The organism is Streptomyces sp. H27-D2 (assembly GCF_035828615.1).
In the GTDB taxonomy this organism is placed as follows: domain Bacteria; phylum Actinomycetota; class Actinomycetes; order Streptomycetales; family Streptomycetaceae; genus Streptomyces.
Genome location: NZ_JAYMZR010000057.1, coordinates 17,452 through 30,575 on the forward strand (window position 1 = coordinate 17,452; position 13,124 = coordinate 30,575).

The 13,124-nt window shown below is 69.7% G+C and carries 14 protein-coding genes; 9 read left to right on the forward strand and 5 right to left on the reverse strand.

Annotated features, from left to right (window positions below; genetic code table 11):
• Positions 1-13 precede the first annotated feature (13 nt).
• Positions 14-1,531 carry an LCP family protein gene (locus QMK28_RS21250; protein WP_326440344.1) on the forward strand — a complete coding sequence of 506 codons (1,518 nt, stop codon included), beginning with the start codon at positions 14-16 and terminating at the stop codon, positions 1,529-1,531.
• Between the two features lie 94 nt (positions 1,532-1,625).
• On the opposite strand, the gene QMK28_RS21255 is transcribed toward QMK28_RS21250, so the two are convergent.
• Both QMK28_RS21255 and QMK28_RS21260 read right to left on the reverse strand, forming a co-directional pair.
• Positions 1,626-2,012: a hypothetical protein gene (locus QMK28_RS21255; RefSeq protein ID WP_326440346.1), complete on the reverse strand. Its 387-nt coding sequence runs from the start codon at positions 2,010-2,012 to the stop codon at positions 1,626-1,628.
• Positions 2,013-2,232: 220 nt separating this feature from the next.
• The gene (locus QMK28_RS21260; protein ID WP_326440348.1) at positions 2,233-2,781 is read right to left on the reverse strand and encodes an acyl-CoA thioesterase; all 549 of its coding nucleotides are present in this window, start codon (positions 2,779-2,781) and stop codon (positions 2,233-2,235) included.
• A 128-nt stretch (positions 2,782-2,909) separates the two neighbouring features.
• Between QMK28_RS21260 and QMK28_RS21265 the strand changes: the two genes are divergently transcribed.
• Positions 2,910-4,148 carry an LCP family protein gene (locus QMK28_RS21265; RefSeq protein WP_326440350.1) on the forward strand — a complete coding sequence of 413 codons (1,239 nt, stop codon included), beginning with the start codon at positions 2,910-2,912 and terminating at the stop codon, positions 4,146-4,148.
• Between the two features lie 177 nt (positions 4,149-4,325).
• Here the strand turns inward: QMK28_RS21265 and QMK28_RS21270 are convergent, their stop codons facing one another.
• Positions 4,326-5,144, reverse strand: a complete 819-nt coding sequence (locus QMK28_RS21270) for a DUF2182 domain-containing protein (RefSeq protein WP_326440352.1) — start codon at positions 5,142-5,144, stop codon at positions 4,326-4,328.
• 174 nt (positions 5,145-5,318) lie between these two features.
• Here QMK28_RS21270 and QMK28_RS21275 point away from each other — a divergent pair, with 174 nt between their 5' ends.
• The 6 genes from QMK28_RS21275 (at position 5,319) to QMK28_RS21300 (ending at position 9,511) form a co-directional block, all read left to right on the forward strand.
• Positions 5,319-5,978 carry a DUF1326 domain-containing protein gene (locus QMK28_RS21275; RefSeq protein ID WP_326440354.1) on the forward strand — a complete coding sequence of 220 codons (660 nt, stop codon included), beginning with the start codon at positions 5,319-5,321 and terminating at the stop codon, positions 5,976-5,978.
• A 325-nt stretch (positions 5,979-6,303) separates the two neighbouring features.
• Positions 6,304-6,537: a hypothetical protein gene (locus tag QMK28_RS21280; protein WP_326440356.1), complete on the forward strand. Its 234-nt coding sequence runs from the start codon at positions 6,304-6,306 to the stop codon at positions 6,535-6,537.
• Complete coding sequence (locus tag QMK28_RS21285; protein ID WP_326440358.1) at positions 6,518-7,042, forward strand: DUF6879 family protein; 525 nt, start codon at positions 6,518-6,520, stop codon at positions 7,040-7,042. The genes QMK28_RS21280 and QMK28_RS21285 overlap by 20 nt, the downstream gene beginning before the upstream one ends.
• Before the next feature lie 17 nt (positions 7,043-7,059).
• Positions 7,060-7,914, forward strand: a complete 855-nt coding sequence (locus QMK28_RS21290) for a helix-turn-helix domain-containing protein (RefSeq protein WP_326440360.1) — start codon at positions 7,060-7,062, stop codon at positions 7,912-7,914.
• A gap of 62 nt (positions 7,915-7,976) precedes the next feature.
• Positions 7,977-8,222: a hypothetical protein gene (locus QMK28_RS21295; protein ID WP_326440363.1), complete on the forward strand. Its 246-nt coding sequence runs from the start codon at positions 7,977-7,979 to the stop codon at positions 8,220-8,222.
• Positions 8,223-8,407: 185 nt separating this feature from the next.
• Positions 8,408-9,511, forward strand: a complete 1,104-nt coding sequence (locus tag QMK28_RS21300) for a methyltransferase domain-containing protein (RefSeq protein ID WP_326440365.1) — start codon at positions 8,408-8,410, stop codon at positions 9,509-9,511.
• A gap of 59 nt (positions 9,512-9,570) precedes the next feature.
• Here the strand turns inward: QMK28_RS21300 and QMK28_RS21305 are convergent, their stop codons facing one another.
• Positions 9,571-10,743 (reverse strand): acyl-CoA dehydrogenase family protein, encoded by a 1,173-nt coding sequence (locus QMK28_RS21305; protein WP_326440367.1) that lies wholly within the window; start codon positions 10,741-10,743, stop codon positions 9,571-9,573.
• 197 nt (positions 10,744-10,940) lie between these two features.
• On the opposite strand from QMK28_RS21305, the gene QMK28_RS21310 reads away from it, so the two are divergent.
• Complete coding sequence (locus QMK28_RS21310; protein ID WP_326440369.1) at positions 10,941-12,284, forward strand: UDP-glucose dehydrogenase family protein; 1,344 nt, start codon at positions 10,941-10,943, stop codon at positions 12,282-12,284.
• Between the two features lie 164 nt (positions 12,285-12,448).
• Here QMK28_RS21310 and QMK28_RS21315 read toward each other — a convergent pair whose 3' ends face one another.
• Positions 12,449-13,087 (reverse strand): CGNR zinc finger domain-containing protein, encoded by a 639-nt coding sequence (locus QMK28_RS21315; RefSeq protein ID WP_326440371.1) that lies wholly within the window; start codon positions 13,085-13,087, stop codon positions 12,449-12,451.
• Positions 13,088-13,124: the final 37 nt, after the last annotated feature.

Consider the following 13,124-nt stretch of genomic DNA (forward strand, 5'->3'; position numbering starts at 1 on the left):
GAGGTCCGGAGAAATGACCGCATCGGCCCGCTCCCCCCGCTCTCCGGCCCGTCCGACGGCCCGCGGCTCCGCCCCGCACCGGACCGGCGGCCGCAAGCGCCGCTGGGGACTGCGCCTGGCCGGCGCCGCGTCCGTCGGGGTGCTGGCCACCAGCGGCATCGGACACGCGATGGTGACCGGGCTCGACGCCACCATCACCCGCGTCGACCCCTTCCACGGCCTCACCGACCGCCCCAAGGAGTCCGACGGGACGAACTTCCTGCTGGTCGGCACCGACGGCCGGAACCGGATCACCGCGGCGGAGAAGCAGAAGTACAGACTGGGCGGCCAGCCCTGCCACTGCACCGACACGATCATGGTCGTGCACCTGTCGGCGGACCGCGGGCGCGCGAGTGTGATCAGCCTCCCCCGCGACTCCTACGCCGAGATGCCCGCGCACACCGACAGGATCTCGGGCAAGCGGCACGGTCCACACCCGGTCAAGCTCAACGCGGCGTACGCCGAGGGCGGCCCCCAGCTCACGCTGCGCACTGTGGAGCACATGACCCGGATCCACATCGACCACTACCTCGAAGTGGACTTCACCAGCTTCATGAAGACCGTCGACTCGGTCGGCGGGGTCCAGGTCTGCACCGCGTGGCCCCTGAAGGACGCCTACACCGGACTGAACCTGCCGGTCGGCACCAGCAGGCTGGACGGCGGCCAAGCGCTCCAGTACGTACGCTCCCGGCACATCGACGCCGGCTCCGACCTGGGCCGGATGCACCGCCAGCAGCGCTTCCTGGCCGCGCTCATCCACAAGGTGACCAGCTCGGGCGTGCTGCTCAACCCGGTCAAGTTCAACCAGGTCGCCGCCACCCTGCTCGGCTCCGTACGCGCCGACCACGGCTTCGGCAGCGACGAGATGGCCGCCCTGGGCCAGGCCATGCGCGGCTTCTCGGCGGCCTCCTCCGAATTCACCTCGGTGCCGGTCTCGAACATCGACTTCAACGTCCCGGCCGCCGGCTCGACCGTGAAGTGGGACGCGGCCAAGGCCGAGAAGCTGTTCCGGGCCGTCCGCGAGGACCGGCCGCTCGCCGTCCACCGCTCCCCTCACCAGCGTGCGACGGTGGTGGCCGTGGCCCCTGGGGATATCCGGGTCCAGGTCGACAACGGCACCGGCACGGCGGGCCTGGGCGGCAAGGCGGACCGGGCGCTGCGCGCCACCGGCTTCACCACCACCGGCTCCCCCGGCGGCGCGGCGGCAGCCCCGGCCCCCGAAGCTCCGGCCGCGCCCGCCCCCGACGCTTCCCCGGCCGCCGCGCTGCGGCGCACGGTCATCGAGTACGACCCGCGCTGGGACCGCTCCGTGAAGTCGCTGGCCGCCGCGCTGCCGGGCGCCGTGCTGAAGCCGGTGGCGCCGCGGGGCCCGACGATGCGGGTGACGCTGGGCACGGACTACAGGGGCGTACGGCAGGTGCGCGGGGAGGGCACGGGCTCCGGGGACGAGAAGTTCCCGGCGATCACGGGCGACGAGGTGGTCTGCGGGTAGCGCGTCGGCGCGCCGTACGGTGGGCGCTCGACCGCGCGCGCCGTACGGTCAGCGCTCGACCGCGGCAGCTCACCACATCCCGTCGGGCGGGTAATCAACCCATCTGCGCCTTGATGTGCGCGACCACTTCGTCGAACTCCCGCGCCGGCGAGAAGTCCAGATACTCGCAGTCCTCAAGGGCTTCCGGAGCGTGGCCGGGCGCCCAGTAGAAGGCCTGCCCCGCCTCGTAGATCTCGTCCCCGGCCTTCGTGGCCATCTTCAGCCGGCCCTTGAACAGGTAGCCCCAGTGGGGGCACCGACACTCATCGCCGGGCAGGCCCTTGAGGGCCGGCGCCATATTCGTGCCCTTGGGGAATCGGATGAACGCGGCGCTCATGCCGCCGCCGACGTCCTTCACGCGCAGTTCCACCCCACCGCCTTCCATCACGACAGGAGTGTCGTCGCGCGTCGTCGCCGTGCTCTTGTGCGTCGTTGCCGTCATGACTCCTCCATCGCAGGTTTGCTGCATGAACCCGAAGAACCCAGAAAAGTCCGAAACATCGGAAATCTCCGGCTGCCTCCAGTCTCCTCCCGAAGACTGCGGAGCGCGATAGGTCGCCGACGGTGCGGGCGGCCCATCGCGGCCGACGGCACCGGCGCGGAACCGGCCGCCAACGCCGGCCCAAGCGGCCGACCCGGCGCTCACTCCCCCACTCCCCCACTCACTCGTTGATGCCCTCGGCGGCCCGCCGGTCGCGCAGCTCCTTGATGGCCCGGCGGCGCGCCAGCCGGTGCGTTCGCCGGATCTGGGCCTCCTGGTAGCGCCGCTTGTCCCGCTCGCTCTCCGGGATCACCGGCGGCACGGTCCGGGGCTTGCCCTCCTCGTCGACCGCCGCGAAGACCAGATAGGCGCTGCCGACCTGGCTGGCGGGTGTGGACTCGTTCCAGCGCTCGGCCATCACCCGCACGCCGATCTCCATCGAGCTGCGACCGGTCCAGTTGCACTGCGCCCTGACATGCACCAGATCGCCGACGCGGACCGGCTCCAGAAAGACCATCTCGTCCATCGAAGCGGTCACCGCGGGCCCGCCCGAGTGCCGCCCGGCCACCGCGCCCGCGGCGTCGTCCACCAGCTTCATGATCACGCCGCCGTGCACGGTGCCGAGCAGGTTGGTGTCGTGCGCCGTCATGATGTGCGAAAGCGTGGTGCGGGCAGCGGAGGTCGGCTTGCCCGGAAGGGTCGCTTCCGGAGCCTGGGGCTGATCAGTCATGTCATCCACGATATGCGTGGATCTCATACGACTCCGACCGGAGCGCTTTGCATCAGCTCTGCTACAGCCTCGGGCCGATCCGGCATCCGCCCTGTGAGGGGACCGCCCCGACCAGGCAGACTTAAGCCATGAACGATTGGCCTCAGGGCAGGAACAGCGGCGGCAGGGATGCCTACGGACGCGGCAGCGCCGGCGCCGAGCCGCCGCTCCCCCCGCAGATGTCCCCCCGCGCAGCCTCGCCGAACCAGGCCCAGGGCTACGACGGGTACAACGACCATGACAACGGCAACCAGGGCGGCGGCTACAACACCGGCCAGGTCTACGGCGGCGGCGACGCCCAGCAGGGCGGCGACGGCTCGTACGGCCGCGGCGACGGCACCGGCGGCCGGCGTGGCGGCGCGCCCAACTGGGGACGCCGGATCAAGATCGGCGCGATCACGCTGGTCATCGTCTTCCTCGCGGTCTCCATCGGCACCTACTTCTGGGCCGACGGCAAGCTGCGCCGCGAGGTGGACCTCAGCAAGGTCGAGGACCGTCCGGGCGCCGGCGAGGGCACGAACTACCTGATCGTGGGCTCCGACAGCCGCGAGGGCATGTCCGACGAGCAGAAGAAGGACCTGCACACGGGCTCCGCCGAGGGCAAGCGCACCGACTCGATGATGATCCTGCACACCGGTGACAACGGGACCACCATGGTCAGCCTGCCCCGCGACTCCTACGTCACCATCCCGGCCTTCCACGGCTCGGAGTCCGGCAAGGCGTTCCCCGCCACCCAGAACAAGCTCAACGCGGCCTACGCGATGGACGGCGCCCCGCTGCTGGTCCGCACCGTCGAGTACAACACCGGCCTGAAGATCGACCACTACGCGGAGATCGGCTTCGGCGGCTTCGCGAAGATCGTCGACGCGGTCGGCGGCGTCGATCTGTACATCCCCAAGGACGTCAAGGACAAGAACTCCGGCGCGGACTTCAAAAAGGGCAACCAGACCCTGGACGGCAAACAGGCCCTCGCCTTCGTCCGCAACCGCTACGCCGAGGCCGCGGGCGACCTGGGCCGCACCAAGAACCAGCAGAAGTTCCTCTCCGCGCTGGCCTCCCAGACCGCGACCCCCTCAACCGTCCTGAACCCCTTCAAGCTCTACCCGACGATGGGCGCGGGCCTGGACACGCTGATCGTCGACGACGACACCAGCCTGTGGAACGTCGCCTCGATGTTCTGGGCGATGAAGGGCGTCACGGGCGGCGACGGCAAGCAGATGAACATGCCGATCAACGGGAACGTCGGCACTGGACTCAAGTGGGACATGCCGAAGGTCAAGCAGCTGATGTCGGAGCTGAAGAACGACGAGAAGGTCACGGTCGACTGATCGGCCGGCGACGCGGGCGCGGCCACGGACGTGAGCAGGAAGGGCCCCTGCCGGTGCACTCCAAGTGCACCGGCAGGGGCCTTGCGCGCGCGAGCCGGACTCGCGGGCTGAACTCCGTTGCCACCTGCGCTGGACTTGGTGGCGCCATCGAGGACGCGCTTCGGACGCCTGGTCCGGTCAGCCCATCGGTTCCATCGGGGCGCCGGAGTGTTCCAGCCCCGGCAGCAGCCAGGGCTGGAATGGCGCCAGGGCGGCGAGGACGACGAACGCGAGGCCGACTGCCGTCGAGAGGCGGGGGCCCCAGCGCCAGAGTTTCTCGGCGAAGATCACCGCTGCCAGGGCGGCCATCGCCGCGATGTTCATGACGCCGAGCGGGATGAGAACCAGCATGAGGCCCCAGCAGCAGCCGACGCAGAAGAGGCCGTGGTGGGCACCGACGCGGAGGTCGCGGGCCCAGGGCCGGAAGCTCGCGTAGCGCAGGAGCTGACCCATGGGGCTGCGGCAGTGGCGCAGGCAGATGTGCTTGAGGGGGCCGAATTGGTAGAGCCCGGCGAGCAGGAACGCGCCGGCGCCGATCCAGCGCGCAGCGCCGGTGTGGTCGTCCACCAGGCGACCGGTCGCCGTCAGCGCCGCGTACACGAGGAGCCCGAAAGCCGTCCAGGCGACCAGGTAGCCGCCGGTGAACTGGGCGATCCGGCCGGCTCGGGCCGCGCCAGTGGACTGGCGGCTGATACCGCGTACCCAGGTGATGGCCACCGGTGCGACGGACGGCAGCATCATGGCGATCATCATGACCAGCCAGAGCGGCAGGAAGATCGGCAGGCTCATGCCCATCGTGCCCGGTTCGACGCCCATGTCCCGGGCCTGCCCGATCGTCAGGAGCCATGCGAGAAGGGCGATCAGCGCCATGAGGCACCAGGCGATGACCAGGGCGCGCGCCGGGAGCAGGTTGCCGGGGCGCAGCGGGGACGAGGGGGTGATCCGCTGGTGTCGCATGATGTCGGCACCTCCCGCTTCAGGACAGCACAGGGAGGCGTGATCCGCCTGGCATCCGTGTGGCGGAGGGTGCACGATGGATGTGAAGGCCCGTGCGACCGGGCGCTTCCTCGTGGCCGCAGAACCCATTTCCCGGCTGCCCGTCCGGGCGCTGGGCCGTGAGGAGGTGCGGTGATGTCCGAGACGACGACGGCGGTCATTCCGAAGTGGCACGTCACCGGGGATTGGTTCGACACCTGCAAGTGCAATGTGCCGTGCCCATGCTCTTTCGCCCAGCTGCCCACATTCGGCGATTGCGACGGCGTCCTCGCCTGGCACATACGCGAGGGTGCCTACGGTGACGTACAACTGGACGGCCTCAACGTCCTGATGCTCGGTTCCTTCGTCGGCAACGTGTGGGCCGAGCACTCCGACTCGTACGCGGCGGTCTTCCTCGACGAACGCGCCGACGACACCCAGCGCGGGGCCCTGCAGATGATCTTCAGTGGTGAGGCCGGCAGCTGGCCCGCCGAGATGACCGCGATGATGGGCGCGGAGATGCGGGGCATGGAGTTCGCCCCGATCGAGATCGAGGTCGACGACGACCTCGCGTCCTGGTCGGCCAGGATTCCGGGCCGCGTCGAGGCGAGGGCCGAGGCCCTCACCGGGCCGACGACACCGGAGGGCGCACGCGTCCAGTCGAGCAACCTCCCGGGTTCCGAAACGGGGCCGGGCCAGGTCGCCACGTGGGGCCGGGCGACCGCCGACCAGGCCGACGCCTTCGGGTTCCAGTGGAGCCGGGAAGGCCAGTCGAGCAAGCACATCACCTTCGACTGGGCGGGCGGCACGGTCTGAGGTCCGGTCACACGGGCGGTCGGTGCGGGAGCGGAGGATCGCCCGCGCGGGCCGCCGCTCCTTTGGAACCCTTCGCGTACCGGGGCGGGCACTCATTGATGTCGCTGATCCGGTCGCGAGGAGTTTTTCATTTCGACACGACTGAGCAGCCGAACCCTCTCGCGGGTGTTCCCGACTTCTGGCTTTTCGATTCGGAGGCCACAGCGGTTCTCAACTGCGACGACGGCCGTGCTCCAAAGCGCCCCATCCGCCCTCTTGACGGAGCTGATCCCGCAGGGTGAGGGTCGTGCAACCAAGCGCAAAGCGCGCGGCAACGGAGGTTGTCATGGCACTACGGTTCGTCGGGAAAGATCCTGAGTCAGGAGATCACGGCTCTCCGGCCGTGTGGGTCGATGAGGAAACGAAGGATCTCCTCATCCAGGGGTGGAAGGCGGATGAGCGGACGGAGAGCGAAAGCTCGAAGGATGTTCCGGTCCCCGACCACGAAGCAGTGATCCGGGTACCGAAGCGGATGATCCCGCTGCTCAGGGAGGCGCTTGATGTCGCAGAGCTTGACTAGCTTTGCTGACCTTCTCCAGGCGGCTGAGAGGTCAGCCGTCCATCTGGAGATGCGCGACGCGTATGGCGTGGAGAACGAGAGCGAAGAGTTCGCGGCGTGGAGGAAAGGCCACCGGCTTGACCCCAGCGACCGTGCGACGTGGTGGCGGCCTTGGCTCGACCTCGTACAGGAGGTCACGAGTAAGGGAGTGGTCATGCGCCGCGCCCGAATCGTCTCGGAGCCTGTGAACGACTACATCCGCTTTGAGCACTCCGGGACATTCACCAACGTTGCGGCGGGCGAGCAGATTCGCTGGCTGCCCCGGCGTTACGCGTCAGAACTGGCTCTGCCCGGCAACGACTTCTGGCTGTTCGACGGCCGGTTGGTGCAATTCAATGTCTTCGATGGGGACGGCCGGTGGGTCCACACCGACCAGACTGAAGAACCTGCGGTCGCGCGGCTCTGCGCCTCGGCGTTCGAAGCAGTGTGGGAGCGCGCCATCCCGCACGAGAAGTACAGCGTCTGACACTGGCCGGCCGGTTCATGCCCTCATCCTCGTCCCCGCTCTCCAGCGCCCAGGCCGCGCGCGCCGCCGTGGCAATCCGCCTGCAGGGCATCATGAAGGACGCCGGGCTCACGGGGCACGAACTGGCCGCGCGGTGCGGCTGGCACAAGTCGAAGTCGTCCCGGATCGCTCGGGGCAGGACGCCGCCGTCCGATACCGACATCCGCGCATGGTGCGCAGCCTGTGGCGCCGAGGACCAGATCGCGGACCTGGTCGCGGCCTCCCGCAACGCTGAGTCCATGTACGTCGAGTGGAAGCAGATCCACCGCGACGGGATGCGCCGCATTCACGAACAGACGGTGCCGCTGTATCAACGGACTCGGCACTTCCGCGTCTACGCCTCCAACCTCGTCCCCGGCATGCTCCAGACCGCTGAGTACGCGACGGGCCTGCTGCGCTCGATCACCGACTTCCAAGGCACCCCGGACGACGTAACGGATGCCGTACGGGCTCGGCTTGATCGCTCCCGCGTCGTGCGGGAGGGCAATCACCGCTTCGCGCTGCTGCTCGAAGAGGCGGTTCTGCGCTACCGGGTCAGTGATGACGCGGCGATGGCGGGCCAACTCGGATATCTGCTCGCGGTGATGGCACAGCCGAACGTCTCCCTCGGAGTGATCCCGTTCGGGGCCCGCCGCACGGTCTGGCCGCTGGAGGCGTTCTACGCCTTCGATGACGCTCAGGTTGCCGTGGAGACCCTCACGGCTGAAATCAACGTGACCGCTCCTGGCGAGATCCGTACCTACCTCCGCGCTTTCGTGGACCTCTCGAAGATCGCGGTGCATGGCTCCGAAGCCCGCGCCCTGATCACGAAGGCGATCGACTCTCTCGGGTGAATCCGTGCAACCGGATGCAACAACGTAGACCGACAACTCCCCCGCTCCATAACCTCCGTGGCATGACGGACGACGAATCCCCACGAAGGCTGAGGCTGATCGGCAGTGCGCGTCTGGACGGCGAAAAGGTCGCCGTCTCAGCCATGGTTTTCAAAGGCCCCGTGCACATCGCCACGGAAGAAGTGTTTCTGAGCATCGACGACGCTTCGGTCCTGCAAGCGCAGCTCGCGCGGGCCCTCGACAACCGCGCGTTCCCCGGCCTGGATCAGCGGCAGCGGGAGAAGGCCCGGATGCGCTACTGCATCTGACCCGTCACGTCGTCACCCCGTCACGTTGTGTCCGTCATGAACCAGAAAGCGAGGCAATCATGGGTAAGAAGGGCGGAGGCCACTCCGGCAAGCCCGACACGTCCGACAGTGACGGCCACCGAGACCGGCCGCCGGGTCCGACCAAGCCGTACGAGCCCCCGAAGCCCCCGAAGAAGTGAGGCCGGATGACGACGCACCAACGGCTCGTCCACGCTCTGGAGAGCAAGGGACTGCTGCCCCCCGAGTGGCGTGCTGCCGTGGCATCGGTGGACCGCGCCCTGTTCGTTCCCCAGGTGTTCGAGGGGGGTGACTTCGCCGCAGACGCCGAGAGCTGGTTGCGGGCCGTCTACGCGGACGCGCCCGTCGTGACCCAGGTCAACGGTGGGGAGCCCACCCCCGACGGTGAGTTCCGCCGCTTCACGTCGTCCTCGTCCATGCCGTCGATCATGCTCGAAATGCTCAGCCTGCTCGATGTGCGCGAAGGCCACCGGGTGCTGGAAATCGGCACCGGCACCGGCTACAACGCCGCCTGGCTGTCCCACCGGCTGGGCGAGCGCAACGTGACCAGCGTGGAGGTTGACGAGGCGGTCCTGAACACCGCCGTGGAGAACCTGAAGAGGGCCGGGTTTCACCCAACAACCGTCCTCGGGAACGGCCGCGACGGGCATCGCCCAGGCGCGCCGTACGACCGCGTCGTCTGCACATGCACCATGCGGGACGTGCCGAAGGCGTGGTGGGAACAGTGCCCCGACGGCCGGATCGTCACCCCGTGGGGCAGCAGCTTCTTCAGCGGCTCGTACGCCACGCTGGATGTGACGGGCGGGACGGCACAGGGGACGTTCTCCGGATACCCGGCCTTCATGTGGGACCGCACGCAGCCGGCCGGGCCTGGCCGCATCGGGGACGTCCACCACGGTGAGGCGGGACAGAAAAGCACAACCGACATCGCGCCGCAGAACGTCATCCAGGATGATCCGGCGTTCTTCACCAGCCTGAGCCTCACCGATGTCCGGTACCGGTGGTGCGAGGCGGACGATGGCAGCGGGGAGGCCACGCTGTGGTTCCTCGCCGACGACAGGCGGTCGTGGGCGACCGTGGAGTACGTCCCCGACAGGGAATCGTACGAGGTGGAGCAGTACGGCCCGCGTGCGCTGTGGGACGAAGTGCGCGTGGCGTTCCTGCGGTGGCACGGCCTCGGGAAGCCCGGCCGGTCCCGATTCGGGCTGTCGGTCGATGGGGACGGACAGCGGGTGCGGCTGGACGACCGTTCCGTACGGCCTGGGGGCTGACGGCGTCAGGGGCACCCCGGAGGATGCCCCTGACCTGCGCTTACAGCCGAAAAGGCAGGCTACGGAAGGTTCCGCGCCATCACGATCCGCTGCACCTGATTCGTACCCTCGTAAATCTGCGTGATTTTCGCATCACGCATCATCCGCTCGACCGGATAGTCCCGCGTATAGCCATACCCCCCGAGCAGCTGCACCGCGTCCGTGGTGATCTCCATCGCCGCGTCCGAGGCGTAACACTTGGCCGCCGCGCCGAAGAAGGTCAGGTCCTCGTGCGCGCCTCCGCCGCTGACGCGCTCCGACTTGGCGGCGGCCGCGTAGGTGAGCTGGCGGGCCGCTTCGAGCTTCATCGCCATGTCGGCCAGCATGAACTGGACGCCCTGGAAGTCGCCGATCGGCTTGCCGAACTGCTTGCGCTCCTGGACGTAGCCCTTGGCGTAGTCGAGTGCGCCCTGCGCGATGCCCAGTGCCTGCGCCGCGATGGTGATGCGGGTGTGGTCGAGGGTCTTCATCGCGGTGGCGAAGCCGGTGCCCTCCGCGCCGATGATGCGGTCGGCGGGGATGCGGACGTTGTCGAGGTAGACCTCGCGGGTCGGCGAGCCCTTGATGCCGAGCTTGCGCTCGGGGGCGCCGAAGGAGACGCCCTCGTCGGACTTCTCGACGACGAACGCGGAGATGCCCTTGGAGCGCTTGTCCGGGTCGGTCACGGCCATGACCGTGTAGTACTCGCTGACGCCGGCGTTGGTGATCCAGCGCTTCACGCCGTTGAGCACCCAGAAGTCGCCGTCGCGGACGGCCCTGGTCTTCATGCCCGCCGCGTCGGAGCCCGCGTCCGGCTCGGAGAGGGCGTAGGAGAACATGCCCTCGCCCTTGGCCAGCGGGGTGAGGTACTTCCGCTTCAGCTCCTCGGAGCCGGAGAGGATGACCGGGAGCGAGCCCAGCTTGTTGACCGCCGGGATGAGCGAGGAGGACGCGCAGACCCGGGCGACCTCCTCGATGACGATGACGGTCGCGAGGGCGTCCGCGCCCGCGCCGCCGTAGTTCTCAGGTACGTGCACCGCGTGCAGGTCGGAGGTGCGCAGGGCATCCAGCGCCTCCTGCGGGAAGCGGCCCTCCTCGTCCACCTCGGCGGCGAACGGCGCGATCTTCGACTCGGCGAGCGAGCGCACCGAGTCCCGGAGCATGTCGTGCTCCTCCGCCGGCCGGTACAGGTCGAAATCAGCGGCTCCCGCCAAGGTTTCTCACTCCCTCGATGCTAACTACCGTTAAGTAACCTAATTCTAGGGGCCGGACCCCTGGCAGGGATACGTGAGCTTGCCGACAGCCCCGGCGCCGCAGCACCGCGCCCCCGGGAGCGCCCGGACCCCGCCCCGGCGCCCGCGACTATGCTCGGGCAGCGCAGTCAAGCCTCACTCGTCCCATGGAGTACCGAATGGCACCGAAGATCACCGTGATCGGCACCGGCTACCTCGGCGCCACCCACGCCGCGGCCATGGCCGAACTCGGCTTCGAGGTGCTGGGGCTGGACATCGTCCCGGAGAAGATCGAGATGCTGTCGGCGGGCAAGGTGCCGATGTACGAACCGGGCCTGGAGGAGCTGCTGCGGCAGCACGTCGCGGGCATCGAGGGCTCCAGCGGGCGGCTGCGCTTCACCACCTCCTGGGCGGAGGTCGGCGCGTTCGGCGACGTCCACTTCGTCTGCGTGAACACCCCGCAGAAGCAGGGCGAGTACGCGTGCGACATGAGCTACGTGGACAGCGCCTTCGAGTCGCTCGCCCCGCACCTGACGCGCCCCGCGCTGGTCGTCGGCAAGTCGACCGTGCCGGTCGGCAGCGCCGTCCGGCTGGCCGCCCTGCTCGCGGAGCTGGCCCCGGCCGGCGCGGACGCCGAGCTGGCCTGGAACCCCGAGTTCCTGCGCGAGGGCTTCGCCGTCCAGGACACCCTGCACCCGGACCGGCTCGTCGTCGGCGTCAACAGCGAGCGCGCCGAGAGCCGGCTGCGCGAGGTCTACGCGACGCCGATCGCCGAGGGCTCGCCGTTCGTCGTCACCGACTTCCCGACCGCCGAACTGGTCAAGACCGCCGCCAACTCCTTCCTCGCGACGAAGATCTCCTTCATCAACGCGATGGCCGAGGTCTGCGAGGCGGCCGACGGCGACGTGGTCAAGCTCGCCGAGGCGATCGGCCACGACGAGCGGATCGGCAAGAAGTTCCTGCGCGCCGGCATCGGCTTCGGCGGCGGCTGCCTGCCCAAGGACATCCGCGCCTTCATGGCGCGGGCCGGCGAGCTGGGCGCCGACCAGGCGCTGACCTTCCTGCGCGAGGTCGACTCGATCAACATGCGCCGCCGCGGCCACATGGTCGAGCTGACCCGCGAGGCGCTGGGCGGCAGCGGCTTCCTCGGCAAGCGCGTCGCGGTGCTCGGCGCGACCTTCAAGCCGGACTCCGACGACGTACGGGACTCCCCGGCGCTCAACGTCGCCGGGCAGATCCACCTCCAGGGCGGCCAGGTCACCGTCTACGACCCCAAGGGCATGGACAACGCCCGCAAGATCTTCCCGACCCTGGCCTACGCCCCCACCGCCCTCGACGCGGCCCGCGGCGCGGACGTCGTACTGCACCTCACCGAGTGGCGCGAGTTCCGCGAGCTGGACCCGGCCGCCCTCGCCGAGGTCGTCGCACGGCCGCACATCCTGGACGGACGCAACGCGCTCGACCCGGAGCTGTGGCGCAAGGCGGGCTGGACGTACCGGGCGCTGGGACGTCCGCGGGCGTAGCCGCGCCTCACGCTTCGCGTGGCGGGACCGGGACCGGGGCCGGGGCTGGGGTACGGGGTAGCTTCGCGGCGGCGGCAGAGGTACGGCACGAGCTCGCGCGGCTGGGGCTCAGTGCGGGGCGGTACGGCGGGGGCTTCGGCCCGAGCGCGCCGCGCCGCCGCACGTCAGTCCCCCTTCGGCCGCGCCCGGTTCGCGCGATACGCCCGCATCTTCGCGCGGCTGCCGCAGACCGCCATCGAGCACCAGCGGCCGCGCCCGGCCGGGCTACGGTCGTAGTACACCCAGTGGCAGTCCTCGGCCTCGCACGCCTTGAGCCGCGCCCAGCTTCCGTCCGCGACCGCGGCGGCGATCCCCGCCGCGATACGGGCCGTGAGCGCGGCGGCGGCGTCGGCGGGGCCGGCTGCGGCTGACCCAGGGGCGGCCGGTCCGGGGGCGGCCGGTCTGGGGGCGGGCCGCAGCGCCGCGCCGCCCGTCGCGTCTATCGTGAGGACCAACGGGGCCCGGCCCAGCAGCCGTTCCAGCGCGGCGGCCGACGCGGGCGGCAGGTCCCGGCCGGTGTGCGCGAGGCAGACGTCGCGCAGGGCCTCCCGCAGCTCGACGACGGGGGCGACGTCGGCGTCGCCCAGGCCGAGCCCGGCCAGGCCCCGCTCGCGCGCGAAGGCGGCGAGGCCGCCGGGGAGCGTGAGTTCGTCCCGCCCGGACTCGGTGTCGAGGGTGTTCGCGAGGTCTTGCAGCAGAGCGAGACCTCTGGGCGCGGGCGCCCTGCCGCCCGGCGCGGATGCCTCGTCTGCTGGGTGATTCACCCTTGCGACGTTACCTCCGGTGCGGCAGCATGGGGTA